The organism is Azonexus hydrophilus (assembly GCF_038368255.1).
Taxonomy (GTDB): domain Bacteria; phylum Pseudomonadota; class Gammaproteobacteria; order Burkholderiales; family Rhodocyclaceae; genus Azonexus; species Azonexus hydrophilus.
The window spans coordinates 2,137,680-2,163,004 of sequence record NZ_CP151406.1 but is presented as its reverse complement, the minus strand read 5'-3'; the positions used below and the strand labels follow the sequence as shown (position 1 = coordinate 2,163,004).

The window sequence follows — 25,325 nt, the reverse complement described above, 5'->3', positions numbered from 1 at the left end:
GTTTTTAAGCTATGACGAACAACACAAAGAAGAAGAAGGTGTTCGTCCATGTCGAATTCCATCGACGCAAACAACGGCGGGCCAATCTGCAATCTCGATTACCTGTTGGTCAATCTTGGTCGTAATCGGGCAGCTGCCAATCGCTTGGTTCAGCTATTCCTTGAAAATCATCCGCAACTGGTTGCCCGGCTTGAACAAGCGGCAATGGATAACGATATTTCCGCGATGCAGGATGTCGTTCACGACATCCGCGGCAGCTGTGTACTTTTTTCGGCGCACCGTGCCGTAGCGCTGGCGCGCGAGCTTGAATACGTCCTGCATTGTCACCGCCAGGATGGGACAGGTATCAACTGGCTGGCGCGCAGTGCTGCGCTGCGCAACGCGCTCACCGATGTACACGATGAGCTGAAGCGCTATCAGGAAGAAAGTCCGGTTTCCGACCTTAGTTGAGCAGGTCGTTCTGAACGGCGAAACGAGTCAGTCCGGTCACATCGTGGACGCCGATCCGCTGCATCAGCCTCGCCCGATGAAATTCGACGGTCTTCGGGCTGATGCCGAGATCGCGGGCAATTTCCTTGGTGGTGTGCCCGTTGGCGACCAGACGCAGGATCTCGGTCTGGCGCGGGGTGAGTCCTTCGCAAGGCGAACCCGGATCGGTAACGGCTCGCTCGTTGATTTTTGACGACAGGAAGGGGCGTTGCTCCATCACTGCCAGCAAAGCCTGTTGCAACTCGTCGAGAATGAAATCCTTGAGCAGATAGCCGTTCGCGCCAGCCTCGAAAGCCTGGTCGACAATCTCCCGCCGATCGATGCTCGACAGGATCAGGATGCGCACATCCGAATTGCTGCGGCGAACCAGGCGAGCCACTTCAATGCCCGAAAGGCCTGGCATTGCGATGTCCAGCAGCACGACGTCAGGGCGGGTGCGTTCGATGTCGTCTACGGCCTGCCGGCCATCGGCGCATTCGGCAATCACCTGATAGCCGGGGAGCGATTCGAGCAATGCCCGAATGCCTGCGCGGACCAGCAAGTGGTCGTCTACTAAAACTATTCGCACGGTATTCATCGTGCGGACAGCATATGCCAAAACCGACGCCTTGTGCCAGCCACTGGGGTTTTACCTTGGGGCGCCAAGCACCGGCATGGTTATGCCCAAGCGCAGGGAGAGCAGGCGTAGCAGAAAGACGATGCCCATCGCCGCCCAGGCTGCATTGACCGCCGGCAGTCCGAGTTCCTGCATGGCAATCAGCGAAAGTGCGCCAACCCAGGCTGCCGTTGCATACAGTTCCCCTTTGAGGAAAATGCTGGGGACGTCATTGCACAGGATGTCGCGGAGCACGCCGCCGACCACGCCGGTGATCACGCCCATCAGGCTGGCGGCCAGCCAGGGTACGTGCCATTGCAACGCAATCTGGGTGCCGATGATCGTGAACAAGGCCAGTCCGATGGCGTCGGGAATCTGGAACAACTGGTGCGGCACGTTGACGCGGCGGACCACGAAAAAAGCGATCATGCCGGTGGCCAGGGCAGCCATCAGATAGGCCTGGTCGGCAACCCAGAAAACGTTGCGATCGAGCAGCAGGTCGCGGACCGTGCCGCCGCCCAGCGCCGTAGCCACGGCAACCAGCAATGCGCCAATCAGGTCCATCTGCTTGCGGCTGGCGTCGAGCACCCCGGTCAGCGCGTTGACTGCCACGGCGGACATGCCGACCCAGTAGAGCAGGGCGTCCATGCTCATGTCAGCGCAGCTTTTCCTTCATTGCCCGCTGAGCTTCACGCTTGCCTTCCTTTTCCTGCTGGTCGGCGCGTTTGTCGTATTGCTTCTTGCCCTTGGCCAGGCCGATTTCGAGCTTGATCCGGCCGCGCACGAAATGCAGGTCGAGCGGGACCAGCGCGTAGCCGGCACGCTCGACCTTGCCGATCAGCTTGCCGATCTCGCGCGCGTGCAGCAGCAACTTCCGGGTACGTACCGGGTCGTGGTGGTTGTGGGTCGATGCCGTCGACAGCGGGCTGATGTGCATGCCGATCAGGAACAACTCGCCATGGCGGATGATGACGTAGGATTCCTTGATGTTCATGCGGCCAGCACGAATCGCCTTGACTTCCCAACCCTCAAGGACCATGCCCGCCTCATACTTCTCTTCAACGAAGTAATCGTGAAAGGCTTTTTTGTTGACCGTAATGCTCATGCCGCCACGCGATCCATTAAAATCCGCGATTCTACAGGATTACAGGAACGCTGCCGCCGCATGGCCCTGGTCGAAAAAACAGTCTTGATCGAACATTCTGCGCAGCAGATGTTTGAGTTGGTGGATCGTTGCGAGGACTATCCGGCTTTTCTGCCGTGGTGCAGTCGCACCGAGCTCAAATTGCGCGACGACACGAAAACCGTGGCGACGCTGCACATCAATTACCACGCAGTGAAGTCGAGTTTCACCACCGAGAACGACAAGGAATTCCCGACCCTGATGAAAATCCGTCTGGTCGATGGTCCGTTCCGACATCTAGAAGGGGCCTGGCATTTCCGCCCTTTGGCTGAAAATGCCTGCAAGATCGAGTTCAGGCTGCATTACGAGTTTTCCAGCAAATTGTTCGAGAAGATCATCGGTCCGGTGTTCAGCCATATTGCCAACACCTTTGTCGATGCCTTCGTGCGCCGCGCCGCGCAGGTCTATGGAGCCAAGCATGGCGGATGAAATGATCAACGTTGAAGTCTGTTACCCGCTGCCCAGCAAGCAGGAGGTTGTCCGTTTGCGCCTGCCCGCCGGCAGTGCACTGCAGCAGGCGGTGGCGGCATCCGGTCTGCTGGAGAAGTATCCGGAAATCGATCTGGCGAAGAACAAGTTCGGCATCTGGAACAAGTTGTCCAAACTCGACGCGGCCTTGCGTGACTTCGATCGTGTGGAAATCTATCGCCCGTTGATCGCCGACCCCAAGGAGGTGCGCAAGCAGCGGGCAGCCGAAGGCAAAGTCATGAAAAAGGGTGCCGGCGACGCCGACGCCTGAGATTTACTTGCAGGCGTCCTGCATGATGCGGCGGGTGCGTTCCAGCTCCTGGCGGCGTTGGGTCGGGCTCATGACCGAAACGCTGCCATCTTTGGCGGCCTGACTGACCGGCGTATCCGATTGCAGCATGCGGTAGTTGTTGCGTGCCCGCTCGCAGGTATCTCGTTTTTCCTTGAGCGCAGCAGCTTCTTTCTCGGCTTTTTCGGCTTTCTCCCTGGCCTCTTGCTGGCGCTTGCGAAACTCGATCTCTTGCTCTGCGGCTGATTGCGGGGCCGTCTGGGCCGGTGTTTCCGGACCGTTTGCCTTTTCAGGTTCTGCCGTACCGGTTACTGCATTCGGTTGACGTACGCCAAGCGAGCGGGTGCCGCGCGCACTCGCTGGTGGCGGCGTGTCGGATATCACCGTCTTGCCGCTGGCGTCCTTCCACTGGTAAGTCTGGGCTTGTGCGGTCATCAGGCTGACACTCGAAGCCAGTGCCAGGGCAACAATCAGCGATTTCTTCATGGTCCGGTCATCGGGGTTTGCAGAGGATTTCTGTATAATACGATTTTGTGACCTTGGATTAAAGGCCATGCGACTTCTGCAAAAAGCCCTGACTTTCGACGACGTCCTGCTCGTCCCCGCGCATTCTCAAGTTCTCCCCCGCGATGTCAGCCTCGCCACGCGCCTGACCCGCGACATCACCCTGAACCTGCCGCTGCTGTCGGCTGCCATGGATACCGTGACTGAAGGCCGGCTGGCCATCGCCATGGCCCAGGAAGGCGGCATCGGCATCATTCACAAGAATCTCTCGTCCCGCGCCCAGGCCGCTGAAGTGGCCAAGGTCAAGCGTTTCGAGTCGGGCATCCTGCGCGACCCGATTACCGTGACACCGAACATGACGGTGCGTGACGTGCTCGAAATCACCCGCCAGCACAAGATTTCCGGTCTGCCGGTACTCGACAAGTCGGGCAAGGTGGTCGGCATCGTCACCAACCGCGACCTGCGTTTCGAGACCAATCTCGACCAGCCGGTGAAGTCGATCATGACGCCGCGCAAGCGCCTGGTCACGGTCGGCGAGGACGCAGGCGTCGAGGAAGCCAAGGAACTGATCCGCACGCACCGCCTCGAGCGCGTGCTGGTGGTCAATGATGCCTTTGAACTGCGCGGCCTGATCACCGTCAAGGACATCCTCAAGTCCACCGAACACCCGCTTGCCAACAAGGATGCCAGCGGTCGTCTGCGTGCCGGTGCTGCGGTCGGCGTCGGTGCCGGGACGGAAGAGCGCGTCGAGCTGCTGGCTGAAGCCGGCGTCGATGTGGTGGTCGTCGATACCGCCCACGGTCACTCGCAGGGCGTGCTTGATCGCGTCAAGTGGGTCAAGAAAAACTACCCGCAGATCCAGGTCATTGGCGGCAACATTGCCACCGCCGACGCGGCCCTGGCGCTGGTCGATGCCGGCGCCGACGGCGTCAAGGTCGGCATCGGTCCCGGCTCGATCTGTACCACGCGCATCGTCGCCGGTGTCGGCGTGCCGCAGATCACCGCCATCCAGAACGTTTCCGAAGCGCTCAAGGGTACTGGCGTACCGATGATCGCTGACGGCGGCATCCGCTACTCCGGCGACATCGCCAAGGCGATCGCCGCCGGTGCCGATACCGTCATGCTCGGCGGCCTGTTCGCCGGCACCGAGGAAGCCCCGGGCGAGGTCGAGCTGTTCCAGGGCCGCTCGTACAAGTCCTACCGCGGCATGGGTTCGCTCGGCGCGATGCAGGCCGGTTCCAGTGACCGCTATTTCCAGGAAGCCACCGCCAACGTCGACAAGTTCGTCCCGGAAGGGATCGAGGGCCGCGTCCCGTACAAGGGCTCGGTGCTCGCCGTGATCCACCAGTTGATGGGCGGTCTGCGCTCTTCGATGGGCTACCTGGGCACGCCGACCATCGCCGACATGCACGAGAAGGCCTGTTTCGTCGAGATCACCTCGGCCGGCATCCGCGAATCGCACGTGCACGACGTGCAGATCACCAAGGAAGCGCCGAACTATCACCTCGACTGATCGTTCCAGTGTCCAGAAGGGCGGCTAATTCAGCCGCCTTTTTCATTCAAGGTTGTGAACATGTCCCACCAGAAAATCCTCATCCTCGATTTCGGTTCCCAGGTCACCCAGCTGATCGCCCGCCGCGTGCGCGAAGCCAAGGTCTTCTGCGAGATCCATCCCTACGACGTTTCCGACGAGTTCATCCGCAACTACGGCGCCAAAGGCATCATCCTTTCGGGCGGCCCGAGTTCGGTCACCGAGGGCGATACGCCACGGGCGCCGAAGATCGTTTTCGAACTGGGCATCCCGGTGCTCGGCATTTGCTACGGCATGCAGACCATGGCGCAGCAACTGGGCGGCCAGGTGATGACCGCCGAAGCCGCCGGCAAGGCGCGCGAATTTGGCTACTCGGAAGTCCGTGCGCACGGACACACGGCACTGCTGAAGGACATCGCCGATTTCACCACGGCCGAAGGCCACGGCATGCTCAAGGTGTGGATGAGCCACGGCGATTCGGTGATGGAACTGCCGCCCGGCTTCAAGACCATGGCGTCCACGCCGTCTTGCCCGATTGCGGCGATGGCCGACGAGAACCGCGGTTTCTACGCCGTCCAGTTCCACCCGGAAGTCACCCACACGCTGCAAGGCCGGGCCATCCTCGAGCGCTTCGTGCATGGCATCTGCGGCTGTGGTACCGACTGGGTGATGGGCGACTATATCGCTGAAGCCGTCGAGGCGATCCGCGCTCAGGTTGGCAGCGACGACGTCATCCTCGGTCTCTCCGGCGGCGTCGATTCCTCGGTAGCGGCGGCGCTCATTCACCGCGCCATCGGCGACCAGCTGACCTGCGTCTTCGTCGATCACGGGCTCTTGCGCCTGAACGAAGGTGACATGGTCATGGACATGTTCGCGCGTAACCTTGGCGTCAAGGTTATCCGCGTCGATGCGGTCGACGACTTCATGGGCAAGCTGGCCGGCGTTTCCGACCCGGAACAGAAGCGCAAGATCATCGGCAAGGAATTTGTCGAAGTCTTCCAGGCCGAATCGAAGAAGCTGGTGTCGGCCAAGTGGCTGGCTCAGGGCACGATCTACCCGGACGTGATCGAATCGGCCGGCAAGGGCAAGAAGGGCGCCCACACCATCAAGAGCCACCACAACGTCGGCGGCCTGCCGGAAGACATGCACCTCAAGCTGCTCGAACCGTTGCGCGAACTGTTCAAGGACGAAGTCCGCGAACTCGGCGTGGCGCTCGGCCTGCCGCGCGAAATGGTCTATCGTCATCCGTTCCCCGGCCCCGGCCTGGGCGTGCGCATCCTCGGCGAAGTCACGCTGAAAGCGGCCAATCTGCTGCAACGCGCCGACGCCATCTTCATCGATGAACTGCGCGCCACCGTTGCCACCGAACGCGATGTCGCAGCCGGTGCCTGCACTGAAGCCGATGTCGGCAAGACCTGGTACGACCTGACCAGCCAGGCCTTCGCCGTTTTCCTGCCGGTCAAGAGCGTTGGCGTGATGGGCGACGGCCGCACCTACGAGAACGTCGTCGCGCTGCGCGCCGTCGTCACCAGCGACTTCATGACCGCCCACTGGGCGCATCTGCCGTACGAACTGCTCGGCCGTGTCTCCAACCGGATCATCAATGAAGTGCGCGGTTTGAACCGGGTGGTGTACGACGTCTCCGGCAAACCGCCGGCGACGATCGAGTGGGAATGATCCCAAAGCTTCCGGCGACTATCGGTCGCCATCGGAAAACCCCCGAAACCCCCGGCAGATGCTGGGGGTTTTCTTTTGTGCACTATCGGTTGTTATCGCCTGCATCCGCGAATCTTGACGGTACCGTTGTCGGTATCTGTCGCGGCCTGGCCGAACTGTTTTTGTCGATACCGTCACGCCTCATGATGGGCTGACGGTATTTTTTTTGCCTCGGTCCTTGTGTCACAAGGGTTTGCCGGGTTTTTTGGTGTGACGGTATTTGGAAAAGGAGAGCCAAATTGCTGACTGACGTGAAGTTGAGAAACCTCAAGCCGATGGAGAAGGCTTACAAGGTGGCCGACCGTGATGGGATGTACGCGGTGGTGCTGGCCAGTGGCGCCATTTCGTTCCGGTACGACTACCGCCTGAACGGCCGCCGCGAGACGCTGGTGATTGGTCAGTATGGTCCTGGTGGGCTTACCCTTGGCGAGGCCAGGGAGCGCCTCCTGGCGGCGCGGAAGCTGGTCGGCGAGGGCAAGTCCCCCGCAAGCGAGAAGAAGCGGGCAAAGTCGGAAATGCGAGAGCAGCGGACGGTTGAGCAGGTTTGCCGCGACTGGATCGACAAGGCGCCGATGGCCGACAGCACCAGGAACATGCGGCAGAGCGTGATCGAGCGCGATATCGTGCCGGCCTTTGGGCGGATGCTGCCTCAGGAAGTCACGGCCGATGACATCCGGACCCTGTGCGACAAGATCGTGGCGCGCGGCGCGCCATCCACTGCGGTGTTCGTCCGGGAGGTGATGAGCCTGGCCTTTCTGTGGTCGATTGAGCGCGGGGCCAAGTTCGCCAATCCGGCCGGCGAGATCCGGCCTTCGTCGATCGCCAGCTTCCGGCCGCGGGAACGGTCGCTGTCGCCGACCGAGATCGGGATCGCCTTTCGGCTGATCGAACGTGTATCGACGATGCCGACGCTGCGCCTGGCGCTCAAGCTGGTGCTGCTGACGATGGTGAGGAAGGGGGAGTTGATCGACGCGACCTGGTCGGAGATCGACTTTGTCGCCGCGACCTGGACGATACCGAAGGCGCGGATGAAGGCTCGGCGTCCGCACGTCGTCTATCTGTCGCAGCAGGCTCTGGACATCATGCTTGCGTTGAAGGTCTGCGCAGGGGAGTCGCCGTATCTGCTGCCGTCGCGTTACGACTCGGAAAAGCCGATATCCCGGGCCACGCTCAACGGGGTTACGGCATCGGCTGTGCGGCTGTCCAGCGCCGAGAAGTTGCCGCTCGAAAACTTCACGGTGCACGACCTGCGCCGGACGGCCTCAACGATCCTGCATGAGGCCGGGTACAACAGCGACTGGATCGAGAAGTGCCTCGCGCATGAGCAGCGGGGCGTGCGGTCGGTCTACAACAAGGCGGAATACGCCGATCAGCGCCGTGCGATGCTGCAGGACTGGGCCGACATGGTCGATGGCTTCATTGCCGGTGCCAAGGTGATCCCCATCGGTCGGGCCGCCTGACCGATGGGGTGATGGTCAGCCATTGACCACGTGCAAGGCTTGCTTCACCGGGCGGGCCTTGCGCTGCCGGACGTCCGGCTTGTGTTCGTCGCCCTGCAGCTCGGCGCCGGCCGCCTTGCGCTTGGCCAGCCAGTCCTGGACCTCGTCGAGATCCCAGGCCACTGTGCGCGGGGTCAGGTAAAAGCGGGCAGGGAAGTCACCCTTCTTTTCCAGTTCGTAGATCGTGCTGTCAGCCAGCGGGACGATTTCGCGGAGTTCTTCGCGGCGGATGGCTCTTTTCATGGCGCGTTCTTGATTTTCGAGTCAAAGCGTTGTCGGATGATCTGGCCCATTTCCCTGGCGACGTCGTCGCCGTAGTGTTCCTTCCAGACGGGAATGCAGCCGCGCAGGTAACTGCGGGCGTCCTTTTCGGGCAGATCATTGATCATGAGATCGGCGTAGTAGGTCAGGTGCCGGATCAGGGTTTTGTGGTTCATGCGGCTTCAAGCCGTAGCTGTCGGGTGCGACTTGCCACGATTCGTTCACGTGCGGCTTGATGCTCTGCGTTCATGGCCGATGATCTGGCCGCTAGCGTTCCGTTGTGCAGCTCGACAATGTAGATGAAGTAGGTCGCGTCCGCTGGCCCTGTCCATTCACGCCAGGCGGACATGATCTTCTTCCGCGTATCGAGCGGCTCGGCGAAGTACATCCGCCGCCCCTTGCGCCACCATCCGGCGATACGGTCGCGCCATTCCTGCTCGATGCGCCTGGACATCTGTTCCCGTCTTGCCTGTTCCTGATCCCAGGACGACTGGTTGGCTGCGATTTCTTCGGCGAACAGGGGGAAGCGATCCTGCTCGCGCTTCTTCTTTCGCTCAAAGGCCAGCGCCTTCCTGTGGGAAAGCGTCAGGCCTTCGAATGGCTGGCGGCGACGGAATCTCATGCCTCTCTCCGGACTTTCATCCACGGCGTATTCCTCGGTCCTACCGGCATCGCCGCCCAGGCCTTCGGCGGATCGGACGGCATACCGTCGGCGATCAGCCAGCGGCCGTCGAAACGCAAGCACGGCCATACCGGTTCGCCTTCGTTCTGTTCGTCGAAGAAGCCTAGAACGACGACGTTGTCGGCAGGCATGGAATCTTCAGGAAGCTTCCATGCAATCGACTCGAACAGGGCCGCAGCCTTTGCCTTTGCCTTGAAATCATCGCAGTGAGCGGCCTTGCCCGTGGCGAGCCATGGATCGTCGCCGCACCAGTTCAGGCAGTCGCACTTGGGGAGCTTTTTGGCGGTCATGGCTTGATCTCCGGCACATTGAAGAAGCCAAGCCGGCCTTTCCATGGGATGAACGGCATGGGCTTCAGGTTGCGGAGGACGAAGCCGTATTGCCCCATGAACCATGGCGAGTCTGACTTCGTGACGCAATCGACAATCTCGACCGAACCGACTATCCCGCCGCGATCCATTCCTTTGATCGATGGGATGTTCATCCCGATGCCCTGGAGGATCTGGCGATCTGTCATGAAATCCATGGCATCTTCGTATTCCGCCTTGGTGCATGTCTTCGAAGCGTGGATCAGGACGCGCCCACGGAAGTGGGTCGGCCAGTCACGGTTTTCGATGTCTTTGCCGGCGTTGAGGATCAGCCAGGCCCAAGGCTGGCGGATTGAGATGGCGGGGCTCATTCAGCACCTCCGACAGGATGAAAGTTACAGTGGTAGAAGCACTCGTCGTATGCCGGGCCTCCTTTGTCGCCAAAGTCGTACTCACCGCAGCGAGAGCAGCGATAGACCGTTTGGCTGCATCCGCCCGTCGGGCCAAGATGGTTCCTTCCGATGCCGTCTTTTGGGCAGGCTCGACCACCGTCAGAGACCCAGTCGTGGCCAGCAGCGCACAGGTTTCCGCCGGCCAATCCCACGGCCTCGGCGATTGCATGACGCAGGATTGAGGTGCTCACGCCACACCTCCCTGAGCAACAGAAAGCGCCACCGCTACCGGCTGAACCCAGATGGGCGTCGACGACAGCAGGAAGGTTTCGCCCGACCAGGCCAGCAGCAGGGTCTGGTACATCTGCGAGGCGATGGCCTCGGCGGCGGCCGGCGGGACGGCGTTGCCGATGCGTTCGCGCCAGTCGCTGTCGTTGAGGCCGTCCAGTTCGAGGTATTCCTCGGGTTCGATGATGGATTGCAGGGCGGCGAGTTCCAGCGTGGTGAATGGGCGGTGCCAGGTGCCATCGAGGGCGCGGATGACGGCGACGACCTTGTCGGTCGCGGCCGGCATGCGGTGGTCGGCAACGGACCAGTAGCCGTTGTCGTGGCACGCGGCCGAGGCGACGGCGCCGCTGGTGTCTTCCCAGCGACGGACGCCGTAGTGTCCGCCGGTCTGGTAGTGGTCGCCGGCCTGCGGGATGCCGGCCGTGCGAGGGTCGGCGACGGCGTAGGCGCCATTGGCGTTGCCGGCAATGACCGTGCGGGAATACTCACCCCAGCGCTCGACCTTGTACTTGCCGTGCAGTTCAGCAGGATTTGCGGAGCCGCGCGGATCAGCCACGCACTGGCCGCTGCCGTGGGCGCTGGTGACCGCCATCGCGGCGCGGTCGAAGGGCACGATGCGGAATTCGTTGCTGTGCTTCGCCGGCCCCTGGTGGCGCGGATCGGCGACGCTGAACGTGCCTTGCCCGGGCGACTTGACGTTGATGACGGCGCCGGCCGTGTCTTCCATTCGCATCACGCCGTACTGCGAGTATTCCAGCGCGCCGGCTGGTGCCCGTGGATCGGCCACCGAAAAAGCCCCGTTGCTCGGCGTCGACCGTCCCTGCACCGTGCCGCTCGTCTCGTCCCAGCGCTGCACGCCGAGGTAGCCGTGGTGGTAGCCCGGCACGATCAGGTAATCCCGCAGATAGCCATCCTCGACCGCCAGCTTGTTCAAGCTGCGCCAGTCGCTGCCGGCTTCGACGAAGGCCAGGCGCACCCAGGTCTTCCACTGCAGGTTCGGCACGCGGTGCATCGGGCCGCCGGCCGGGTCGCCGGGCAGGGGCATGCGGTCCAGCACCGTGCCGACCGCCTGCAGCCGCTTCTTGGCCGGCTCATAGAGGAAGGGTGGCACCTTGGCCATGTGGCGGGCGACGAGCAGGAAGCGCTTGCGGCTCTGAGCCAGGCCGCCCAGCTCGCCGCAGTCGTGCGTCGTCTCGGCGACGGCGTAGCCATAGGCGCGCAGCAGGGCGACGATGCGATCGAGCAGGAAGCGGCCCCGGGTGGCGATGCGCGGCACGTTCTCGAAGACGATCAGTTCCGGCAGGTTCTCGGCGAAGGCCTCCAGCATCAGGAACACGCCGCGCTCGGTCAGGCCGTTCAGTGCCTGGTACTTGTCCGTCTTGCTGCGCGTCTCGTTGAGCAGCCCGGAGAAGCCCTTGCACGGCGCCGACAAGAAGACGATGTGCGGGAACTCGTAGCCGGCGGCGCGGCGGATGTCGTCCGGCGTCGCCTCGCGCCAGCCGGACGGCGGCATGTGGCCGTGGAAGGCCGCGTACTGCTCGAGCGAGAACATGTCCAGCGTCGTGGCATCGACGCCGACCAGCCGCTTGAAGTCGCGGTTGGCGGCGGCATCGACGTCGACCGAACCGATGCAGCGCGGCCGGGCGACCATGTTGCCGACCCGGGCGCTGCCGCGCATGAAGCCCTTGGCGCCGGCGCCGATGGCACCGAACAGCATGAAGCTGCGGATCTCGCGCTGGTCGTCAGGGTTGCGGAAGATGGGTTGGCGGGCGGTCATGACTTCACCTCCTTTTTCGCCAGCCAGCAATCGTTGTGTGCGAAGCCCTGATAGACCTTTTCGGTGAGCGGCGAGCGTGCCGTCATAGCGAAGGGAAGAAGGGCGGAAGCAATCCGGCCAAATGTTTCCAGATCGACGTCGAAGCGGTTGTTGATTTTCCGCTCGACCGCGTCTTCGTCGTCGAAGTCGGCGGGGAGGCCAAGAACGGCGATAGCCAGTTCGATGATTTCAAGTTCGTCCATCAGAAAAGCTCCAATGTGTTCGTGCAGCGCGGTGCCGGGATTTGCTCGCCGGCTGGGACAAAGGCGGTACAGCATGGCTGGCCGTCTTTTCCGTACTGCCATTCGGTGGGGTATTCGGCGTCATCGACGTCATAGGCGAAGGTGTTGGCGACGATGTCGCAGCGCTCGTTGTCGTCGCACTCATCAAGATTCGCGCCTTCGCGCATGGCCTTGTCGCGCTGGCAATGGAAGCACCAGGCGGCGAAGAAGCATTGGCCTTCGGTGCCGTTGCTCGGCCGGTATTTCTCGCCGGCCTGCTTGACGTAGGCGGCAGCCAGGCGCTCGGGGAAGATGGCTTGGTTCATGGCTTTCTCCCGAAGCGGCGAGCCATCCACGGATGGATCGCCATCGATGTCAGAATCCCGGCCGGGCCGCCCAGGCAGTAGGCGGCGATTTCTACCCAGCCGGTTGGGCCGGGCATGATCTTGAGGACCGTGATGTTGGCCACGCTGATGCCCAGGCTGGTGAGCGCCGCCAGCAGCTTGTGGCCGCCATTGACGTTCAGGCTCTGCAGGCCGAGGAATAGCACCAGAAAGTAGGTGGCGAAGAAGAGTGCGAGGGCGGTCATGCTGTACCTCGCTCAATGAAAAGACGAAGCGCAGTAACCCGTTGATGCTGTTCATCCAGATTCTCGCTGCGAGACAAGGCCGCCACCATGTCGATCTTGATCCTGGAGAGACTGTCTTCGCTCGCCGCCCAGAAAGCAGCGGCGCATACCTCGATGCCAAGGCACAACAGCAGGAGCGTCCATATGATGTAGCCCCCAAAGTCACCACCGCCGGCCATGAAGGCCAGCCCAACAGGAATCCAAGCGAATAGAAGGGCAAATGTTTTCATGCTGCCTTCCTCTCGCGGTATTCCGCCCTGGCCTTGCTCAGCGCCGCTTCGGCGTCGATGAACAGGCTACCCGGCTGGCGCTTCCAGAAATCCTCGGAGACGTCGACCAGGGCATAGAGCGCCTGCAGCTCGTCGCCGGTGGCACCCAGGCGATTGCGCTCGATGAATCGGTCCTTGATGTTCTGCAGGGCTATGAGGCCGAGTTCGCAGATGGTGAGGGTCTGGCTGTCGTCCTTTTCGGCTGCGGCGAGCGCCAGCATGTCGCGGCAATCGGCAAGGATGTCGAAGTGGGCGACTTGCGCCCAGCCGGATCGAATGGCCTCAACCGCCATGCGCTCCTGGGTGCTGACCTCGGGGTTGAGGTAGTAGGCCACGACGGTCGGTGCGGCCTGTCGGCGGATGGTGCGGCGGCAGCGCTTACGCATGATGGCGCCCTCCGTAGACGGTGCGGTCACCGGTGCCCATGTCGATGCCGACAAAGACGGGCGGCAGCGGCGGGCGCTGCAGCTTCGGCAGGATGTCGATCAGGCCGAGGCGGACGCCTTCAAGCAAGGTGATGGCCAGATCGACAAGCAGGAAGGTGAACTTGCCGCAGCGTTGTGGGAACGGATCGCAGAGTTTCAGCGCCTTGAGGCCGTCGACGACCTCGGCGATATCCGCCGGCTGTTCGCCGTACATGATCCGCTCAAGGCAGGCGGCGGCGCTGGCGATGGCGTGCCATGATCGGTTTTCAGCGAGATCGAGTTCTTCCGCCAAGTTGGTGAGGGCGGTGACGACGAACTGCGTCTGGTAGTTGTGAAAGGTCTGCATGGTCAGTCCTCCAGTTCGATGATTGCGGCGCTGCCGTAGGTTTCGGATTCGGCACGGGCGATGCCGGTGACGGCGGCGAGCACGGGTAGCCCGGTTTCCGGGTCGGTGACCTGGACGTACACCGTGGCGTTGCCGGGGATTTCGCCGGTGAGCAGCTTGGCGAGAAGGTCGCGGACTTTCATGCGGCACCGCCTTTCTGCACTGCCGCTGGCGATCCGATATGCGCGCCCTGCACGACCCACAATTCCGGACCGACGTTCTCGATGAAACGGCGGATGATTTCGCGGCCGACTTTTTCTGCGAAGCGGCAGGCCTCCGGATCACCAAACGGTGCAGGATTGTTCTGCGACAGATGCCACAGAAAAACCAGGTAGGTGTCGGTGATACCGGTGAGGTCTTTGGGCGGGGAAATGGTGATGGTGTAGCCCGGTTTCATGCCGCCACCTCGATCGCGCTGTCGTCGTCGGATTGCGCCAGTTCCAGCCCAAGGCTCATGAACTGGCTGTCGCGGTCGCCGTTGGCGGCGAAGCTGGTCAGGCATTCCAGGGCGACGCGGATATCGTGTTCGCCGAAGTGTTCGAACAGGCCTCGAATCGGCACGTTGCTGTTTCCGTACATCGACATGACCAGATACCGCAGTGCCATCCCTGCCGGCGTCGCCGCCATGATCTCCCGCCGATACCGCAGGAACGGGCTGGCGGCCTTGATTTCCTCGGCGACGATGGCGCGGGCGGTGTTGAGGGCGTCGAAGTCGGTGACGGCCTGGTTGGTGCAGTCCGGGTCGCGGGCCTCGAAGGCGGCGGCGAGGGTGCCGTCGTCCATCAGGGTTTGCACGTTGGCGGCAGCAGCGATCAGGCGCTGCAGCTTGTTGCTGGTGATGATGCGGTGTTCCATGGTTCTCTCCTTGATGGTGCTACGTGAAAAATCGGGTCAGTCGTCGCCGGCCTTGCGGCGGATGTCCTCGCGCTCGAATACCCAGCACTTGATCGAGCGGTTGGTGATGGCGGAATTGACGGTGTGGTTGGCCGCGACGAAGCGGCGGTTGCGGCTCTGGCGCAGGTGCTTCTTGAGTTCGCGCATGTCCGGTACCTGCTGGCGCAGGCTGTCTGCCCGGGCGACGAACTCGTTGAGGTTGACGGCGATCTCGCCTTCGTTGCGGGCGTGGTTCAGCACCGGGCCGTCTTCGTTGCGGGACTCGATGTAGTCGAAGACTTCCCAGAACTCGGAGACGATGGGCGGGTCGTCGTTGATCGTTTCCTGGCGCTCGATTGCCATCGAGACGATCTCCTGGATGACCTGCGCGTAGGCCTCGTCGCTGAAATTGACGATCAGACGCAGGGCATCGACCAGCGCCATAAGCTGCGCGTGGTTGTGCTTCACCCGCTGCTGGCGGATCAAGGGGTTCATGTCCAGCGCCTCGACGTAATCGGTGTAGCGCTCCTGGACAGTCTTGAGGATCTCGGCCTCGGCCTTGGTGGCCTTGACGATGAAGCCGCTGCAGGCCTTGACCGGGAAACCGGTCAGCGCCTTGAAGTGGGCGCGGCTCTGGGCCGTCACCGGCTTGGCTTCCAGCCAGATATGCACGATGCGCTGCATGAACGCATCGGAGGCCACGACTTTCGCGTTCTGGCTGATGACCAGGGCGCCCCGGAAGGGCGGCTCGTAGGTGTCGGTGCCGCTGCTCTTCACACCCAGGCTGCGCACGCTGCGGCCGTTGAAGGCGGTCTTGAACTCGTCCCAGTCAAAGCTGCGCTGCTTGAGCTTGTCCGACTCTCCCTTGTCGCGGTCGGATTCGATCAGCACGATGGGCAGGTTGGAAACCTGCACCAGGTTGCGCGAGCGGCCGGCGGCGGATGACTTGGCCGGGTCGAAGCCCTCGTAGGCCGTCCGGCCGCAGAGCTTCCAGAAGAATTCGATCAGCGTCGATTTGCCGGCGTTCGGTTCGCCGGTCACTTCCAGGAAGGGGTAGCTCTCATGAAAGGCCGGCTCGCGGATCTGCTCGGCGAACAAGCTGCCCAGCCAGTAGGCCAGGGCGACGATGCCCTTGGTGCCGAAACAGTCCCACAGGATCTTCGCCCAGCGGCCGTCGTACTCGTTCAGGTCCGGGTTGATGTTGAGGTTGACCGTCTTGTTCCGGCTGTTCACCGCCCGCTTGCCGATGTCGAAGAAGTCTTCCTCGTTCAGTTCGATCAGCTTGCCGTCGGCCACCGCCAGCTTGTCGAAGATCCACGCCTTGTGCTCCTTGCTGTAGCCGATGAAGTCGATGGAATCGACGGTCTTGATGCCGAACATCTGCGACTTCAGCCACAGGTCAAGGTGGCGCTGGTTGCCGGTATAGAGCGCACCCGGCGCGACGTGGATCAAGCGGTTGGAAAACTCGCTGGCCACGCGCACCTGGCGCCCGTTGAATGCGGCCTTGAGGCTGGGGCCGTCGTGCGGGAAGTCGATACGGACGTAGTACCAGGCCTCGTCGGTCAGGGCGCTGGCCTGGTAATAGAGCGCGGTGGGCAGACAGTTGGCGATCTCGAAAACGGCGCGCGACTGCTCCATCGCCATGTCGTGGATCTGCTGCGGCGTCTTGCCGGCGTGCTCCGACATTTCGGCAATGGCCTGCTTGGCTTCGCTCAGCTTCTTGAAATCGATGTCGAACCAGTACAGCCGGTTGTCGTAGTCGAAGTAGAAGGACTGCCAGGCCTTCTTCTTGAACATGATCCCGGCCTTGTCTGCCGCGCTGCGTGCCGTCAGCAGGGCGCCACGGTAGCGGGCGTCCTCGATCGCTTCCACCTGAATGCCGCCAGCCAGGTGCATGTCGTTCCAGTCGCGTTTCGCACCGTTCTTGAACCGGATGTAAGCGGCGCTGGCCTCCCAGCCTTCGGACTGTGCCCGGGCAACGTGACGCTTCATGTAGTCGCGGCCAGCCTTGCCGTCGTCGTAGGCGAACACCAGGCGCGGGCGCTTCTTGTCGTTCTGCACGCAGCGTTCGGCCACGCCCTGCAGGAACAGGTAGGGGTAGTTGTTACAGGACAGCGGCGTCGGTGCGTAGACCTCCGCGAACATTAGGCTGATGCTGTCGAAGATGCCCTCGACGAACCAGATTTCGTCGTCCGAAGGTGGCATCGGCGGTTCCCAGCAGGTGCCCATGTAACTGGCGCCGTGGTTGAAGTGCGCCTTCTTCTTCCCGAACCGGTGCGGCTGGTCGATGATCCGTTCCCAGAACCCGCCGTTGGCGATGGGGAAGCGCACCGTCGCCGAGCCGATGCCCTTCTCGCGGTCGTGGTAATACTCCTGGGTGTAAAGCCCCTTGAGCCGGTCGATATCAAAGCCGCGGTTGATCTTGAGGTAGGCGTCGGCCGCTGCGTTGGGCGCCACCGGCGTCTGGGCGTAGCGCTTCGACCAGTCGTCGAAGATGTCCGGGTACGCTTCCTTCACGTAGACGACGTGGCCGCAGTTGTTCAGGCGGCCGCACTTCAACACCCAGGGGTTGTCCGCTTTGACGAACAGTTCCTTCTTGCCGCAAGCCGGGCAGGTGCCACCCTGCATCCATCCGCTCTTGGTCTTCTTGAACTTGTAGTCGCCCTCGATGCGGGCGAGGACTTCATTGAGGATGTCGTCGCGCATCAGTGGCTCGCTGCCTTCTTGCTGCCGGCGCAGCTTTCAACAAAGCGCCGGAATTCACCCACGTCGCTGCGATAGCCCAGGTAGACGTTGCGCGGGCTGCACTGACGGTAAAGCAGGAAGCGGCCAGGCTTCTCGACGACGAACATGCCGTTCGCCCGGGCGATTTCTCGGGCTTCCTTGTATTGCTGGGCGGGTGTGTGTCTGGCTGTCATGGCGGTTTTTGGGCGTAAAAAGTCCCTGCGCGCTGTTTTCAGCGTGCTGGTCGGGTGGCTAAAGGGGAGGGCGGTTTAGGGCGTCAGCCGGGACGCGGCAGCGGGAATTCCATGCCGAGCTCCATCTGGTTTTTTGCCGGGGAGGCTGCAGCCGGCGAACGCGGTGAAAGGGGGATGTACACGCCCGGCTTCGGCTGCATGCTCGGGGCGATGGTCCGTTCTGCGACGATGCGTGCAATCCAGGTGTGCGCGCATTCCACGTTGTTGCATTGCGCCTTCGCCTCGCGCACGGTGGAGGCGAGTTCCTTACTGGTGCGGATGGTGGCAATAGATCCACAGTGTGGGCAGGTCAGGCGCATGGCGACTTCCTCCGCTTGAGCCGGGCCATCAGGCCACGGGCCTTTTTTACGGTCGACGCGATCAAACCGAGCTTCTTCTCGGCGTGCTCAACCTCACCCGGGGAGATGCCATCAAGCAACAGGCTGGTGGCTACCGTGGCCTGGGCGCTGTGATCAACGATGTGCTGGAAGGCTTCCACCAGTTCGGCATGGGAGACATCGTCATCACCATCACCGCCGGCCTCAACGTGCAGGGCCAGCGGGGCCAGCAGGTCGTTGAGCAATACCACGCGCCGATCTTCCGGCAGTGCTGCCAGGACAGACAGCAGGAAATTGCACGGCAGCAGGTTCTTGTCCTTGGTCGTGTCGTCGAGCCAGCGGAACACGCGGTCGGCATTTACCCGCATGCGCTCGAAGGTGTCGGTCGTTGGCGGCTCAAACACGATGCCGGAGAACACCGGACCGCCGATACGGACATGGGCCTGCACGATCATGTCGGCAACCGTTTCCCGTGACCAGCGATTGTCGCGGCGCCAGGCCTCGATATGGTCGCGGATGATGCCGATGGGGCTGGGGTGCGTTGCGCGCTGCATGACCATTTCTTCACCTCGGCCTATGCTGCAGTTGTAGAAAGGCCAGCGGCAGAGGCCGAAGCCTCGCCGCTGGGAAAACCCGCCGCTGTGGGGGTGGGGGAGGAGGTAGCGGCGGGGGCAGAGAGCTGCTGAATGGCAACCGGCAGTCCAGCGAGATATGCCGTTCTGGCGAGCTTGGACTTGGTTACGTTGAGTTCGGTCGCCAACGCATCGGCATCATCCAACTCGTCCGGCATCAAGCGGAGAGAGATCGGCTTTCGGGTGGCAAGGCCGCGAGGGTTGCGGCTGGATTCGGGGTGGTTCATAGTGCTCACTTGTCAGAGTGTTGCACTAATTATTGTCGACGAATATCGACACGTCAAGGGTTTTGTTTACGAATGGCGACAATTGGGGAAAGGCTTGCCCGTATCAGGAAGGCTTCCGGCTTGAGCCAGGAGGCTTTCGGCCAAATTGGCGGCGTAGGCCGGCAATCCCAGATCAATTATGAAAAAGGCGAACGCTCGCCCGACGCCACCTACCTAGCAGGCTTGGCACAAGCCGGGCATGACGTGCTGTACATCCTTACGGGGCAAGCGTTGAAACTCGCCCAAGGTGTCGCCGAACGTGGACAGTCCGCATACTCCCCAGCCGAGTCGCTGGCTGAAGAGATATCGACAATGCAACTGAGCCTTGAGGATGCTGACCTGCTGCGTGGTTTGGCACGCAGATTGATGTCCACTTCACGTTAGAAATTACAAAGGCAAGTGTTACACTATGCCGTCGTATTTCTCAGGGGTGGGGAATGGGGTGGATGATCTTCGTGGCCTTCGTGGTCACCTTCTATTGCCTGGCAAGGCGTGCAGCGCTACGCCTTGAGGCCCAAGGCAAAGGCTTCCTTTACCGAAATTTCGTTGGCTGGGTGATTGCCGGATTTGTAGCGTTTGTTCAGAGCATGCTGCTATTCGGTGAGTTCGGCGTATCGACGGTAATTGGCATCGCTATTTGCGCAGGAAGCGTTTGGCTTTTTTACCAGCCTCTATTTTCACAAGTGACGACTACTGAATTAAAGCAGTGACCAATATAAGCAAAAAATTCAAACATAAAAGATAGGAGCAAAAATGTCGTCATCGATTGCTGGTGATTTCTACAACGAAATTACAATCAGATCAGATATCGAGGCTTGGGAGTTATTTCAAAGGGCTATTAATGGTGATCCTCTTCCTGAAAGATTAAAACTAAAATTCGTTGGATGGCCTAATTTCGAAGTTAAAATACAAGGCAAGGATTGGTTTGGAACTGTCCCTACCAGAGTGATGGGGCCGCTGTTGGAAATCCAAAAGGATATCCATAGAATATACGCAAGCATTCAGTACGGCGAATCCAGTGCCAGAAGGCTTAAGGACGAAGAACGAGAAGCGCTTGAGATTGTTGTAAAGGTCGATGAAGGTTCGTCCGATTTCAAAGCTAGTTTGACTGAGCAGCTTAACGAGCTTGCAGATAAGGCTTTTGCGAAAATGGATTCCAGAGACATCGCTATAGTTATTTTGGGCCTTGCCTTGGTTTACGGTGGCGTAGAGGTTTCAAAGGCTTGGATTGCTGAGCGCCAGGCGGGCAAGGAAATGGAAAAGGTTGTCCAGCTTTCTCAGCAGGAAACAGAAAGACTGCGGATTTTTTCTGAAGCAATGCAAAAAAAACCAATTTTGTCTGAGGCAAAGACAAATTATGAGGATAGTCAAAATAGGCTTCTGAAAGCTGTAAAGTCGCACGATGTTGTTAACATCAAAGGCGTCCAGCTTGGCGGTTCCGATGTTTCTGAAATTGTGCAGACTGAACGAGCAAGATCAACTGAGCATCACATAGAAGGTGTATTTCAGATTCTTGCAAACGATGTATCAAAATCTTCTGGTTACAGAATCAAGATTTCACGTTTGGCTGATGCACTACAATTCAGCGCCAACGTTCCTATGGAGCTGCCTTTTCAACAAAAGGAAATTCTTAAAAAGGCTGAGTGGAGCAAGGGAACAGTGCTCGTTAACTTATCAATTCGAGCTACCATTCTTCGCGGGAATATTACCGACGCTGTTGTTTTGAGTGTTACTGAAGTTTCTGAATAGAAAATCCACCATCAAGTGGAAGCACGGCACGAAATTCGCGGATAAGCAAAGCATGGAGTAGAAAAATTAGGCAGCCCGGCATCGCATTGATCGCCGGGCTTTTTTTCGGGTTATCCACAGACTTACTCAGGATTTCTCTGGATATCAGCCTGGCGGCAACTCCGTCGCCTTAACCTCAAACTCCAGCGCCTGCCCATACCCGCCATCCGCCGTGATGGTGTTGGTCACCTTGGTCACGATCCAGTTGCTGCCGTCGATCTCCGGCTTCCAGCCGGATAGCACGGCGGGCATGTCTGGGCAGGCTTCTGGCAAGCCCACGGCCGGTATGTAGGTGAACGAGGCCGCACCGCGCTGCAGGCGGCGCCACTCGGCGCGGGCGGCGCGTTCTGCGTTGGCCTTGGTGGCATACACATGGCGCAGCGTCTTGAGATTGTCTGCCGTGCGCTCGAAGGCGCTATCGCTTCCCTTGGCCTTTACCGCGTCGGCTTCCGCCTGGCGTTTGGCGGCGGAAGAGCGCCGGTCGTCGTCGGCCTGCCCGTAGGTGACTTCGCCGCTCACACCGAGGTTGCGGTCGTCGTACTTTGCCTTGATGCCGATGTAGGCGGCGCGGCTGGCCTTGTTGGCCTTGAGCTTTTGCCATTCGGAACGCGCCACACGCAGCGCCCGTGCCCGGGTGGGGTAGGTGTTGGGCAGCGTCTTGAATTGGCCGTTGGGCGTGGCGGCGGCTGGGGTTGCTGGCGCCTTGCGCTCGATCGCGTCCTCGCTGTCGCCCCAGACGACCTCGCCCTTGATCGCCCGGTCCACGTCGTTGTACAGCGCCCGCACGCCGGCATAGGTGTCGCGGTCGGCCACCAGGAAGCTGTGGCCGTCGCCGGTCTGACGGGTGATCAACAGGGGCGGAATCTCGCGCCCGGTGGCGGTGATGCCGGTGCCGGCCGGCGAGACGATGAGGCTGTTCTGCTTGACCGTAGCGTAGGCGTCGTAGCGCTTGGCCAGGCGCGTCAGGAAGCTGGCGCTGCTCTCGTTGGTCTGGTCTTCGTGCTCGATGGCAATGCTGTCCAGGCTGGCATGCACCAGCGGCTTGAGGCCGTTTTCATCCGCGATGGTGCGGACGATGGCACCGAACGTGGTTTCGTGCCAGGCGCGCTCGCGCTGCGTGCTCAGTCCGGCGGCCAGGTCGGCGCTGGTGGCGCGGATCGAGAGCACATCCGGCGTGCCACGGTGCGCCACCTCGGCGACGATGTACTTGCCCTTTTCGACCAGACCATCGCCCGACCAGCCGAAGGCGAGGGTGATCTCCACGCCCTTGGCCGGCATCGCCAGGGCGCCGTCGCTGTCGTCCAGGTCGATATCCAGGCTGTCGGCCTCGAAGCCGCGCTGGTCGGTGTGTGTCAGGCTGATCAGGCGCTTGCGCTCGTCCGTTGAGGTCACTTCCCGGTCGCCAACGGCTACGCGCCATTCAATGCGCCGATCCGGCTGGCGGGCGATGTATTGCTGCAGGTCGATCATTTGAGGTCGAGCAACTGCAGCAGCTCGTTGCCCACCGTGCCGAGCAGGCTGGGGTTGTCGTCGGTGCGCTTCAGCCGCAGCGAGAACTCGATGCGTCGGGCTGCGCCGTCCGGAAAGTGCTTGCTGGACGTGGTGGCCAGATCCTCGGCAACGAACAGACCGTAATACCAGCCGGTCCCCTCGATCAGCGGCCAGGCCTTGCCTTCATCGGCCATGGCCTCCAGCGCGGCGAGGCTGATCTTGCCGCCAGTGATCTCGGGCAGCAGCAGGCCGGAGAGGGTGATGGTCTCGGGGCCTTTGCCGGCAAACTGCGACGCCGGCCGAGCCATCACCCGGGCGTTCTCCGGGTGCCGCCAAGACACCTGGCGCTGCAACTGCTGGTAGGGCACGGTGTCGAGGCCGAACGGGAACAGGCCGTAGATCATGAGCATGTGGATGCTGGGGACGCCGTACATGTTTTACTCCGGATCGACAAAGCGCGAGCGCTTGGCTGCGGCCTTGCGGGCGTCGTGCCGCTCGATCGCCTGCACGACCAGATCGGCGAGATCCTGCATGCTGGCGCCGGGCGCGGCCTGAATGGTGATGTGGTAGGTGTTGCCGCCCGCCTGGGCAGCGCCGGCAAAGCCTGCTGGCGCCATGGTCAGCGCAGCGGCAGTGCCAAAGCCGGCGAGCCGGCGTGACAGGCCGTCCAGCGCTGCCAGCGGTGCGCCTTCATTGCGCATGATGCCTTGCTCGAAGCCCTGCATGGTGAAGGCGCCGATCTCCTGGAACACGCGGCTGGGCGAGCGGATGCCGAGCTTGTTCTTAACCCAGCCGATGGTGTCATCGGCCAGGCCGTTGACCTTGGCCTTGAGAGCTTCCCATTTGGCGTCGATGCCCCGGATCATGCCGTTGATCATTTCGCTGCCGATCATCACGGCGCGGCCGGGCAGGGTTTCCAGCCAGGTCAGGGCGTTGCCGAAGCCGGCGCGGATGTTCTGCTGCAGGTCGTAGATGCTGGCGCCGAGCGTGGTTTCGTAGCCGAGAATCTTCGAGAGCAGGGCGTCGATGCCCATGTTCAGCAACTTGCCGGCGGCGTAGCCGGCGCCGAAGGCCAGCGCCAGCTTGGCAACCGGGTTGATCACCGCCCAGGCCTTCACGGCAAAGCCGCCCAGGGCGGTGAGTAAAGGACCGGCCGACATGCCCAGCGTGACCATCGAGAACTTGAGCATCGCCAGCGGTACAAGGATCGCGCCGGCCGCTACGGCGATCGCACCGAGCGTGGTCAGCAGGATCGCCAGCCACTTGACGCCGGTGATGACGCCGGCCGCCAGCTTGGGGTTTTCTGCCGCCCAGTCGCGGATGCCCTGGATCACGCTGCGCGTGGTATCGAGCGTTTCGGCCATGGCCGGCTTGAGGTGCTGGCCCAGGTCGCCGGACAGGTTGCGGATCGCGTCCTGCGTGTTCTCGATGCGCTGGTTCAGCGTTTCAGAGCGGGCGGCCAGTTCGCGGTCCATCGAGCCGCGCGCGGCCTCGTCATTGACCAGGGCAAGCTGGCGGCGGTATTCGCCGAGGTTGCTGGCCAGCTTGGCGGCATCGTCGCCGAATTCCTTGCCGAACAGCCGTGTTGCCGCTTCGAGCTGCTTGTCGCCAGACAGCCCCTTGATCTTCTCCAGCACCATGAAAATGGTGTTGGTGGCGTCGCTGGCCATGCCCGCCTGCACTGCCATGGCGTCCAGCCCGAGCATGCGCAGGCCTTCCTTGAAGCGGGCGCTCTGCATGTTGGCGACGGCCAGTTCGCGGATCATGGCATTCGACGCGCTCGCGGCCACTTCGGCGCCAGCCCCCAGGGAAAGGAAGGTCGAACCAAGCGCCGCGGCATCGCGGAACGACATCTTCGCCATGTCGGCGGTACCGGCAATGCGCTTCATCACGTCGATGATGTCGCCGCCCTTGCTCAATGCGTTGTCGTCCAGCCAGTTGATCGTGTCGCCCAGCGCCTTGATGTCCTTGATCGGCACGCGGTAGAGCTGGCTGAGCTTGCCGACGTCCTCGCCGACCTGGTCGACCGGAAGTTCAAAGGCGTTCGCCATGATGGCGGTGGCCTCGGCGTAGATCAGCAGGTTTTCCCGTCCCTGAATGCCCATGCGGGCGCCACCTTCAACGATGGCGGCGATATCGTTGGCGGTACCGGGCAGCACTTCGGACAGTGCCTTGATCGACGCTGCCATCTGCCAGTATTCGGCGGTGAGCTTACCGCTGGCGTCACGGGCGCCTTCCATCTGCTTGGCAACGCCGAGCATGGCCCATTCGAAGTCGCGGAAATCGTTGGCGGCAGTTGCTGCAGGCAGGCCCACGGCGGCGCCACCGGCGGCGATGCCTGCACCGGCCATTGCCAGCTTACCGGCTTTTTCCTTGGCCTTGGATAAATCGGCCTGCGCGGCGCGCAGCCGGCGCATCTTCTGGTTTTCTGCCTCCAGATTCGCCTGCAGCCGGCGGCTGGCGTTGGTGGCCTCAGCGCTGGCGCTGGCCAGCCGTCGGCGTTCCTCGGCCAGCTTGCGGGTATCGATGCCGGACTGCTTGAGCTTTTCGAACAGCGTCTGTTCGGTGGCGGTCAGCGACTGGTGCTTCTGCCGCAGTTCTTCGCTGCGCCGGGTGAGGGCGGCCAGTTCGGTGGCCTGCTTGCGGGTCGGCACGCCAGAGCGATCGATCGCGGCCTTGAGTTCGTCCGTCTGTCGACGGACCTTGGCGAAGGTGTTGGCGGTGATCGCCGCGTCTTTCTCCACCTTCTTGAACGCGTCGATCTGCTCGACCGTGCGGTTGAGTTCCTTCATCCGCGCATTGTTGTCGCGCAGCGCCTTGGCCGCTTCACTGGCGGCGCCGGTGATCTGCTTGACCGGGCGGACGAATTTGTCGACCGCCGCGAAGATGACCTTGAGTTCGAGATTATTCATCGCCGTCCGGCTTCATGCGTGCCGCTGCCCGGGCGCGCCAGGCGCTCAGTTCGTCGAGATCCATCGGGTCCATGGATTCAGGCGGCCAATGAAAGACGACGGCGATGTCGGCCATGAAC

The 25,325-nt window shown here is 61.7% G+C and carries 36 protein-coding genes; 9 read left to right on the top strand and 27 right to left on the bottom strand.

Translation table 11 applies throughout. The features are described 5' to 3' along the window. The first annotated feature begins 48 nt into the window (after positions 1-48). On the top strand, positions 49-450 hold the full coding sequence (locus AADV58_RS10430) for an Hpt domain-containing protein (protein ID WP_028995570.1): 402 nt from the start codon (positions 49-51) through the stop codon (positions 448-450). Here AADV58_RS10430 and AADV58_RS10425 read toward each other — a convergent pair. The 3 genes from AADV58_RS10425 to smpB are packed head-to-tail and all read right to left on the bottom strand — an operon-like array spanning position 443 to position 2,189. Next, positions 443-1,066, bottom strand: coding sequence for a response regulator (locus AADV58_RS10425; protein ID WP_028995571.1), 624 nt, complete (start codon positions 1,064-1,066; stop codon positions 443-445). The genes AADV58_RS10430 and AADV58_RS10425 overlap by 8 nt on opposite strands. Positions 1,067-1,117: 51 nt before the next feature. Next, on the bottom strand, positions 1,118-1,738 hold the full coding sequence (locus AADV58_RS10420; RefSeq protein WP_211226425.1) for a trimeric intracellular cation channel family protein: 621 nt from the start codon (positions 1,736-1,738) through the stop codon (positions 1,118-1,120). Position 1,739: 1 nt separating this feature from the next. Then, positions 1,740-2,189, bottom strand: coding sequence for an SsrA-binding protein SmpB (gene smpB, locus AADV58_RS10415; protein WP_028995573.1), 450 nt, complete (start codon positions 2,187-2,189; stop codon positions 1,740-1,742). Between the two features lie 60 nt (positions 2,190-2,249). Here smpB and AADV58_RS10410 point away from each other — a divergent pair, with 60 nt between their 5' ends. After that, positions 2,250-2,696: a type II toxin-antitoxin system RatA family toxin gene (locus AADV58_RS10410; protein WP_028995574.1), complete on the top strand. Its 447-nt coding sequence runs from the start codon at positions 2,250-2,252 to the stop codon at positions 2,694-2,696. Further along, positions 2,686-3,006 (top strand): RnfH family protein, encoded by a 321-nt coding sequence (locus AADV58_RS10405; RefSeq protein WP_028995575.1) that lies wholly within the window; start codon positions 2,686-2,688, stop codon positions 3,004-3,006. Before AADV58_RS10410 ends, AADV58_RS10405 begins: the two co-directional genes overlap by 11 nt. 3 nt (positions 3,007-3,009) lie before the next feature. Here the strand turns inward: AADV58_RS10405 and AADV58_RS10400 are convergent, their stop codons facing one another. After that, positions 3,010-3,510, bottom strand: coding sequence for a DUF4124 domain-containing protein (locus AADV58_RS10400; RefSeq protein WP_341743134.1), 501 nt, complete (start codon positions 3,508-3,510; stop codon positions 3,010-3,012). Positions 3,511-3,577: 67 nt separating this feature from the next. On the opposite strand from AADV58_RS10400, the gene guaB reads away from it, so the two are divergent. From guaB to AADV58_RS10385, 3 genes are all read left to right on the top strand, one after another. Continuing rightward, positions 3,578-5,041 (top strand): IMP dehydrogenase, encoded by a 1,464-nt coding sequence (gene guaB, locus AADV58_RS10395; protein WP_028995576.1) that lies wholly within the window; start codon positions 3,578-3,580, stop codon positions 5,039-5,041. 60 nt (positions 5,042-5,101) lie between these two features. Then, positions 5,102-6,736: a glutamine-hydrolyzing GMP synthase gene (gene guaA / locus AADV58_RS10390; protein WP_281985816.1), complete on the top strand. Its 1,635-nt coding sequence runs from the start codon at positions 5,102-5,104 to the stop codon at positions 6,734-6,736. A 278-nt stretch (positions 6,737-7,014) separates the two neighbouring features. Then, the gene (locus AADV58_RS10385) at positions 7,015-8,235 is read left to right on the top strand and encodes a tyrosine-type recombinase/integrase (protein WP_341743133.1); all 1,221 of its coding nucleotides are present in this window, start codon (positions 7,015-7,017) and stop codon (positions 8,233-8,235) included. A gap of 15 nt (positions 8,236-8,250) precedes the next feature. Here the strand turns inward: AADV58_RS10385 and AADV58_RS10380 are convergent, their stop codons facing one another. The 19 genes from AADV58_RS10380 to AADV58_RS10290 form a co-directional block, all read right to left on the bottom strand. Then, on the bottom strand, positions 8,251-8,517 hold the full coding sequence (locus tag AADV58_RS10380) for a helix-turn-helix transcriptional regulator (protein WP_341743132.1): 267 nt from the start codon (positions 8,515-8,517) through the stop codon (positions 8,251-8,253). Beyond that, on the bottom strand, positions 8,514-8,711 hold the full coding sequence (locus AADV58_RS10375; RefSeq protein ID WP_341743131.1) for a hypothetical protein: 198 nt from the start codon (positions 8,709-8,711) through the stop codon (positions 8,514-8,516). The genes AADV58_RS10380 and AADV58_RS10375 overlap by 4 nt, the downstream gene beginning before the upstream one ends. Next, complete coding sequence (locus AADV58_RS10370; RefSeq protein WP_341743130.1) at positions 8,708-9,157, bottom strand: hypothetical protein; 450 nt, start codon at positions 9,155-9,157, stop codon at positions 8,708-8,710. Before AADV58_RS10370 ends, AADV58_RS10375 begins: the two co-directional genes overlap by 4 nt. After that, positions 9,154-9,507 carry a hypothetical protein gene (locus AADV58_RS10365; RefSeq protein ID WP_341743129.1) on the bottom strand — a complete coding sequence of 118 codons (354 nt, stop codon included), beginning with the start codon at positions 9,505-9,507 and terminating at the stop codon, positions 9,154-9,156. Before AADV58_RS10365 ends, AADV58_RS10370 begins: the two co-directional genes overlap by 4 nt. Continuing rightward, positions 9,504-9,896, bottom strand: a complete 393-nt coding sequence (locus tag AADV58_RS10360) for an ASCH domain-containing protein (RefSeq protein ID WP_341743128.1) — start codon at positions 9,894-9,896, stop codon at positions 9,504-9,506. The genes AADV58_RS10365 and AADV58_RS10360 overlap by 4 nt, the downstream gene beginning before the upstream one ends. Before the next feature lie 268 nt (positions 9,897-10,164). Then, positions 10,165-11,982, bottom strand: coding sequence for a DNA cytosine methyltransferase (locus tag AADV58_RS10355; RefSeq protein WP_341743127.1), 1,818 nt, complete (start codon positions 11,980-11,982; stop codon positions 10,165-10,167). After that, positions 11,979-12,224 (bottom strand): hypothetical protein, encoded by a 246-nt coding sequence (locus tag AADV58_RS10350; RefSeq protein ID WP_341743126.1) that lies wholly within the window; start codon positions 12,222-12,224, stop codon positions 11,979-11,981. Before AADV58_RS10350 ends, AADV58_RS10355 begins: the two co-directional genes overlap by 4 nt. Then, positions 12,224-12,568 carry a hypothetical protein gene (locus tag AADV58_RS10345; RefSeq protein WP_341743125.1) on the bottom strand — a complete coding sequence of 115 codons (345 nt, stop codon included), beginning with the start codon at positions 12,566-12,568 and terminating at the stop codon, positions 12,224-12,226. Before AADV58_RS10345 ends, AADV58_RS10350 begins: the two co-directional genes overlap by 1 nt. Further along, positions 12,565-12,831 carry a hypothetical protein gene (locus AADV58_RS10340; protein ID WP_341743124.1) on the bottom strand — a complete coding sequence of 89 codons (267 nt, stop codon included), beginning with the start codon at positions 12,829-12,831 and terminating at the stop codon, positions 12,565-12,567. The genes AADV58_RS10345 and AADV58_RS10340 overlap by 4 nt, the downstream gene beginning before the upstream one ends. Continuing rightward, on the bottom strand, positions 12,828-13,100 hold the full coding sequence (locus tag AADV58_RS10335; protein ID WP_341743123.1) for a hypothetical protein: 273 nt from the start codon (positions 13,098-13,100) through the stop codon (positions 12,828-12,830). The genes AADV58_RS10340 and AADV58_RS10335 overlap by 4 nt, the downstream gene beginning before the upstream one ends. Further along, the gene (locus AADV58_RS10330) at positions 13,097-13,525 is read right to left on the bottom strand and encodes a hypothetical protein (protein WP_341743122.1); all 429 of its coding nucleotides are present in this window, start codon (positions 13,523-13,525) and stop codon (positions 13,097-13,099) included. Before AADV58_RS10330 ends, AADV58_RS10335 begins: the two co-directional genes overlap by 4 nt. Then, on the bottom strand, positions 13,518-13,910 hold the full coding sequence (locus tag AADV58_RS10325; protein WP_341743121.1) for a hypothetical protein: 393 nt from the start codon (positions 13,908-13,910) through the stop codon (positions 13,518-13,520). Before AADV58_RS10325 ends, AADV58_RS10330 begins: the two co-directional genes overlap by 8 nt. 2 nt (positions 13,911-13,912) lie before the next feature. After that, positions 13,913-14,092 (bottom strand): hypothetical protein, encoded by a 180-nt coding sequence (locus tag AADV58_RS10320; protein ID WP_341743120.1) that lies wholly within the window; start codon positions 14,090-14,092, stop codon positions 13,913-13,915. Then, positions 14,089-14,346 (bottom strand): hypothetical protein, encoded by a 258-nt coding sequence (locus AADV58_RS10315; RefSeq protein ID WP_341743119.1) that lies wholly within the window; start codon positions 14,344-14,346, stop codon positions 14,089-14,091. The genes AADV58_RS10320 and AADV58_RS10315 overlap by 4 nt, the downstream gene beginning before the upstream one ends. Then, positions 14,343-14,804, bottom strand: a complete 462-nt coding sequence (locus tag AADV58_RS10310; protein ID WP_341743118.1) for a hypothetical protein — start codon at positions 14,802-14,804, stop codon at positions 14,343-14,345. The genes AADV58_RS10315 and AADV58_RS10310 overlap by 4 nt, the downstream gene beginning before the upstream one ends. Positions 14,805-14,840: 36 nt before the next feature. Then, on the bottom strand, positions 14,841-17,528 hold the full coding sequence (locus AADV58_RS10305; protein ID WP_341743117.1) for a toprim domain-containing protein: 2,688 nt from the start codon (positions 17,526-17,528) through the stop codon (positions 14,841-14,843). After that, positions 17,528-17,740, bottom strand: a complete 213-nt coding sequence (locus AADV58_RS10300) for a hypothetical protein (protein ID WP_341743116.1) — start codon at positions 17,738-17,740, stop codon at positions 17,528-17,530. Before AADV58_RS10300 ends, AADV58_RS10305 begins: the two co-directional genes overlap by 1 nt. Positions 17,741-17,823: 83 nt before the next feature. Further along, positions 17,824-18,099: an ogr/Delta-like zinc finger family protein gene (locus AADV58_RS10295; RefSeq protein ID WP_341743115.1), complete on the bottom strand. Its 276-nt coding sequence runs from the start codon at positions 18,097-18,099 to the stop codon at positions 17,824-17,826. Then, positions 18,090-18,671: a hypothetical protein gene (locus tag AADV58_RS10290; RefSeq protein WP_341743114.1), complete on the bottom strand. Its 582-nt coding sequence runs from the start codon at positions 18,669-18,671 to the stop codon at positions 18,090-18,092. The genes AADV58_RS10295 and AADV58_RS10290 overlap by 10 nt, the downstream gene beginning before the upstream one ends. Positions 18,672-19,048: 377 nt before the next feature. Here AADV58_RS10290 and AADV58_RS10285 point away from each other — a divergent pair, with 377 nt between their 5' ends. Genes AADV58_RS10285 through AADV58_RS10275 form a run of 3 tightly spaced genes read left to right on the top strand, consistent with a single transcriptional unit; the run spans position 19,049 to position 20,764 of the window. Further along, positions 19,049-19,399, top strand: a complete 351-nt coding sequence (locus tag AADV58_RS10285; protein WP_424243808.1) for a helix-turn-helix domain-containing protein — start codon at positions 19,049-19,051, stop codon at positions 19,397-19,399. A gap of 53 nt (positions 19,400-19,452) precedes the next feature. Continuing rightward, positions 19,453-19,725 carry a hypothetical protein gene (locus AADV58_RS10280; protein WP_341743112.1) on the top strand — a complete coding sequence of 91 codons (273 nt, stop codon included), beginning with the start codon at positions 19,453-19,455 and terminating at the stop codon, positions 19,723-19,725. Positions 19,726-19,768: 43 nt separating this feature from the next. Continuing rightward, positions 19,769-20,764: a hypothetical protein gene (locus tag AADV58_RS10275; RefSeq protein WP_341743111.1), complete on the top strand. Its 996-nt coding sequence runs from the start codon at positions 19,769-19,771 to the stop codon at positions 20,762-20,764. A 144-nt stretch (positions 20,765-20,908) separates the two neighbouring features. Here AADV58_RS10275 and AADV58_RS10270 read toward each other — a convergent pair whose 3' ends face one another. Genes AADV58_RS10270 through AADV58_RS10255 form a run of 4 tightly spaced genes read right to left on the bottom strand, consistent with a single transcriptional unit; the run spans position 20,909 to position 25,321 of the window. Next, positions 20,909-22,273: a contractile injection system protein, VgrG/Pvc8 family gene (locus AADV58_RS10270; protein WP_341743110.1), complete on the bottom strand. Its 1,365-nt coding sequence runs from the start codon at positions 22,271-22,273 to the stop codon at positions 20,909-20,911. Then, positions 22,270-22,728, bottom strand: coding sequence for a phage tail protein (locus tag AADV58_RS10265; RefSeq protein ID WP_341743109.1), 459 nt, complete (start codon positions 22,726-22,728; stop codon positions 22,270-22,272). The genes AADV58_RS10270 and AADV58_RS10265 overlap by 4 nt, the downstream gene beginning before the upstream one ends. 3 nt (positions 22,729-22,731) lie before the next feature. Further along, complete coding sequence (locus AADV58_RS10260) at positions 22,732-25,206, bottom strand: phage tail tape measure protein (RefSeq protein ID WP_341743108.1); 2,475 nt, start codon at positions 25,204-25,206, stop codon at positions 22,732-22,734. Then, a complete protein-coding gene (locus AADV58_RS10255) occupies positions 25,199-25,321 on the bottom strand; it encodes a GpE family phage tail protein (RefSeq protein ID WP_341743107.1) in 123 nt (40 codons plus the stop codon). The genes AADV58_RS10260 and AADV58_RS10255 overlap by 8 nt, the downstream gene beginning before the upstream one ends. Between the last annotated feature and the right edge of the window lie 4 nt (positions 25,322-25,325).

Coding starts and splice junctions, on each gene's coding strand:
- AADV58_RS10405 (WP_028995575.1), top strand. CDS start 2,686: ATGGCGGATGAAATGATCAACGTTGAAGTCTGTTACCCGCTGCCCAGC.
- AADV58_RS10310 (WP_341743118.1), bottom strand. CDS start 14,804: ATGGAACACCGCATCATCACCAGCAACAAGCTGCAGCGCCTGATCGCT.
- AADV58_RS10305 (WP_341743117.1), bottom strand. CDS start 17,528: ATGCGCGACGACATCCTCAATGAAGTCCTCGCCCGCATCGAGGGCGAC.
- AADV58_RS10325 (WP_341743121.1), bottom strand. CDS start 13,910: ATGCAGACCTTTCACAACTACCAGACGCAGTTCGTCGTCACCGCCCTC.
- AADV58_RS10290 (WP_341743114.1), bottom strand. CDS start 18,671: ATGCAGCGCGCAACGCACCCCAGCCCCATCGGCATCATCCGCGACCAT.
- AADV58_RS10430 (WP_028995570.1), top strand. CDS start 49: ATGTCGAATTCCATCGACGCAAACAACGGCGGGCCAATCTGCAATCTC.
- smpB (WP_028995573.1), bottom strand. CDS start 2,189: ATGAGCATTACGGTCAACAAAAAAGCCTTTCACGATTACTTCGTTGAA.
- AADV58_RS10360 (WP_341743128.1), bottom strand. CDS start 9,896: ATGAGCCCCGCCATCTCAATCCGCCAGCCTTGGGCCTGGCTGATCCTC.
- AADV58_RS10345 (WP_341743125.1), bottom strand. CDS start 12,568: ATGAACCAAGCCATCTTCCCCGAGCGCCTGGCTGCCGCCTACGTCAAG.
- guaA (WP_281985816.1), top strand. CDS start 5,102: ATGTCCCACCAGAAAATCCTCATCCTCGATTTCGGTTCCCAGGTCACC.
- AADV58_RS10260 (WP_341743108.1), bottom strand. CDS start 25,206: ATGAATAATCTCGAACTCAAGGTCATCTTCGCGGCGGTCGACAAATTC.
- guaB (WP_028995576.1), top strand. CDS start 3,578: ATGCGACTTCTGCAAAAAGCCCTGACTTTCGACGACGTCCTGCTCGTC.
- AADV58_RS10420 (WP_211226425.1), bottom strand. CDS start 1,738: ATGAGCATGGACGCCCTGCTCTACTGGGTCGGCATGTCCGCCGTGGCA.
- AADV58_RS10335 (WP_341743123.1), bottom strand. CDS start 13,100: ATGAAAACATTTGCCCTTCTATTCGCTTGGATTCCTGTTGGGCTGGCC.
- AADV58_RS10400 (WP_341743134.1), bottom strand. CDS start 3,510: ATGAAGAAATCGCTGATTGTTGCCCTGGCACTGGCTTCGAGTGTCAGC.
- AADV58_RS10380 (WP_341743132.1), bottom strand. CDS start 8,517: ATGAAAAGAGCCATCCGCCGCGAAGAACTCCGCGAAATCGTCCCGCTG.
- AADV58_RS10375 (WP_341743131.1), bottom strand. CDS start 8,711: ATGAACCACAAAACCCTGATCCGGCACCTGACCTACTACGCCGATCTC.
- AADV58_RS10340 (WP_341743124.1), bottom strand. CDS start 12,831: ATGACCGCCCTCGCACTCTTCTTCGCCACCTACTTTCTGGTGCTATTC.
- AADV58_RS10320 (WP_341743120.1), bottom strand. CDS start 14,092: ATGAAAGTCCGCGACCTTCTCGCCAAGCTGCTCACCGGCGAAATCCCC.
- AADV58_RS10315 (WP_341743119.1), bottom strand. CDS start 14,346: ATGAAACCGGGCTACACCATCACCATTTCCCCGCCCAAAGACCTCACC.
- AADV58_RS10365 (WP_341743129.1), bottom strand. CDS start 9,507: ATGACCGCCAAAAAGCTCCCCAAGTGCGACTGCCTGAACTGGTGCGGC.
- AADV58_RS10265 (WP_341743109.1), bottom strand. CDS start 22,728: ATGTACGGCGTCCCCAGCATCCACATGCTCATGATCTACGGCCTGTTC.
- AADV58_RS10255 (WP_341743107.1), bottom strand. CDS start 25,321: ATGGCCGACATCGCCGTCGTCTTTCATTGGCCGCCTGAATCCATGGAC.
- AADV58_RS10350 (WP_341743126.1), bottom strand. CDS start 12,224: ATGGACGAACTTGAAATCATCGAACTGGCTATCGCCGTTCTTGGCCTC.
- AADV58_RS10425 (WP_028995571.1), bottom strand. CDS start 1,066: ATGAATACCGTGCGAATAGTTTTAGTAGACGACCACTTGCTGGTCCGC.
- AADV58_RS10410 (WP_028995574.1), top strand. CDS start 2,250: ATGGCCCTGGTCGAAAAAACAGTCTTGATCGAACATTCTGCGCAGCAG.
- AADV58_RS10300 (WP_341743116.1), bottom strand. CDS start 17,740: ATGACAGCCAGACACACACCCGCCCAGCAATACAAGGAAGCCCGAGAA.
- AADV58_RS10355 (WP_341743127.1), bottom strand. CDS start 11,982: ATGACCGCCCGCCAACCCATCTTCCGCAACCCTGACGACCAGCGCGAG.
- AADV58_RS10330 (WP_341743122.1), bottom strand. CDS start 13,525: ATGCGTAAGCGCTGCCGCCGCACCATCCGCCGACAGGCCGCACCGACC.
- AADV58_RS10280 (WP_341743112.1), top strand. CDS start 19,453: ATGGGGTGGATGATCTTCGTGGCCTTCGTGGTCACCTTCTATTGCCTG.
- AADV58_RS10275 (WP_341743111.1), top strand. CDS start 19,769: ATGTCGTCATCGATTGCTGGTGATTTCTACAACGAAATTACAATCAGA.
- AADV58_RS10285 (WP_424243808.1), top strand. CDS start 19,049: ATGGCGACAATTGGGGAAAGGCTTGCCCGTATCAGGAAGGCTTCCGGC.
- AADV58_RS10370 (WP_341743130.1), bottom strand. CDS start 9,157: ATGAGATTCCGTCGCCGCCAGCCATTCGAAGGCCTGACGCTTTCCCAC.
- AADV58_RS10295 (WP_341743115.1), bottom strand. CDS start 18,099: ATGCGCCTGACCTGCCCACACTGTGGATCTATTGCCACCATCCGCACC.
- AADV58_RS10270 (WP_341743110.1), bottom strand. CDS start 22,273: ATGATCGACCTGCAGCAATACATCGCCCGCCAGCCGGATCGGCGCATT.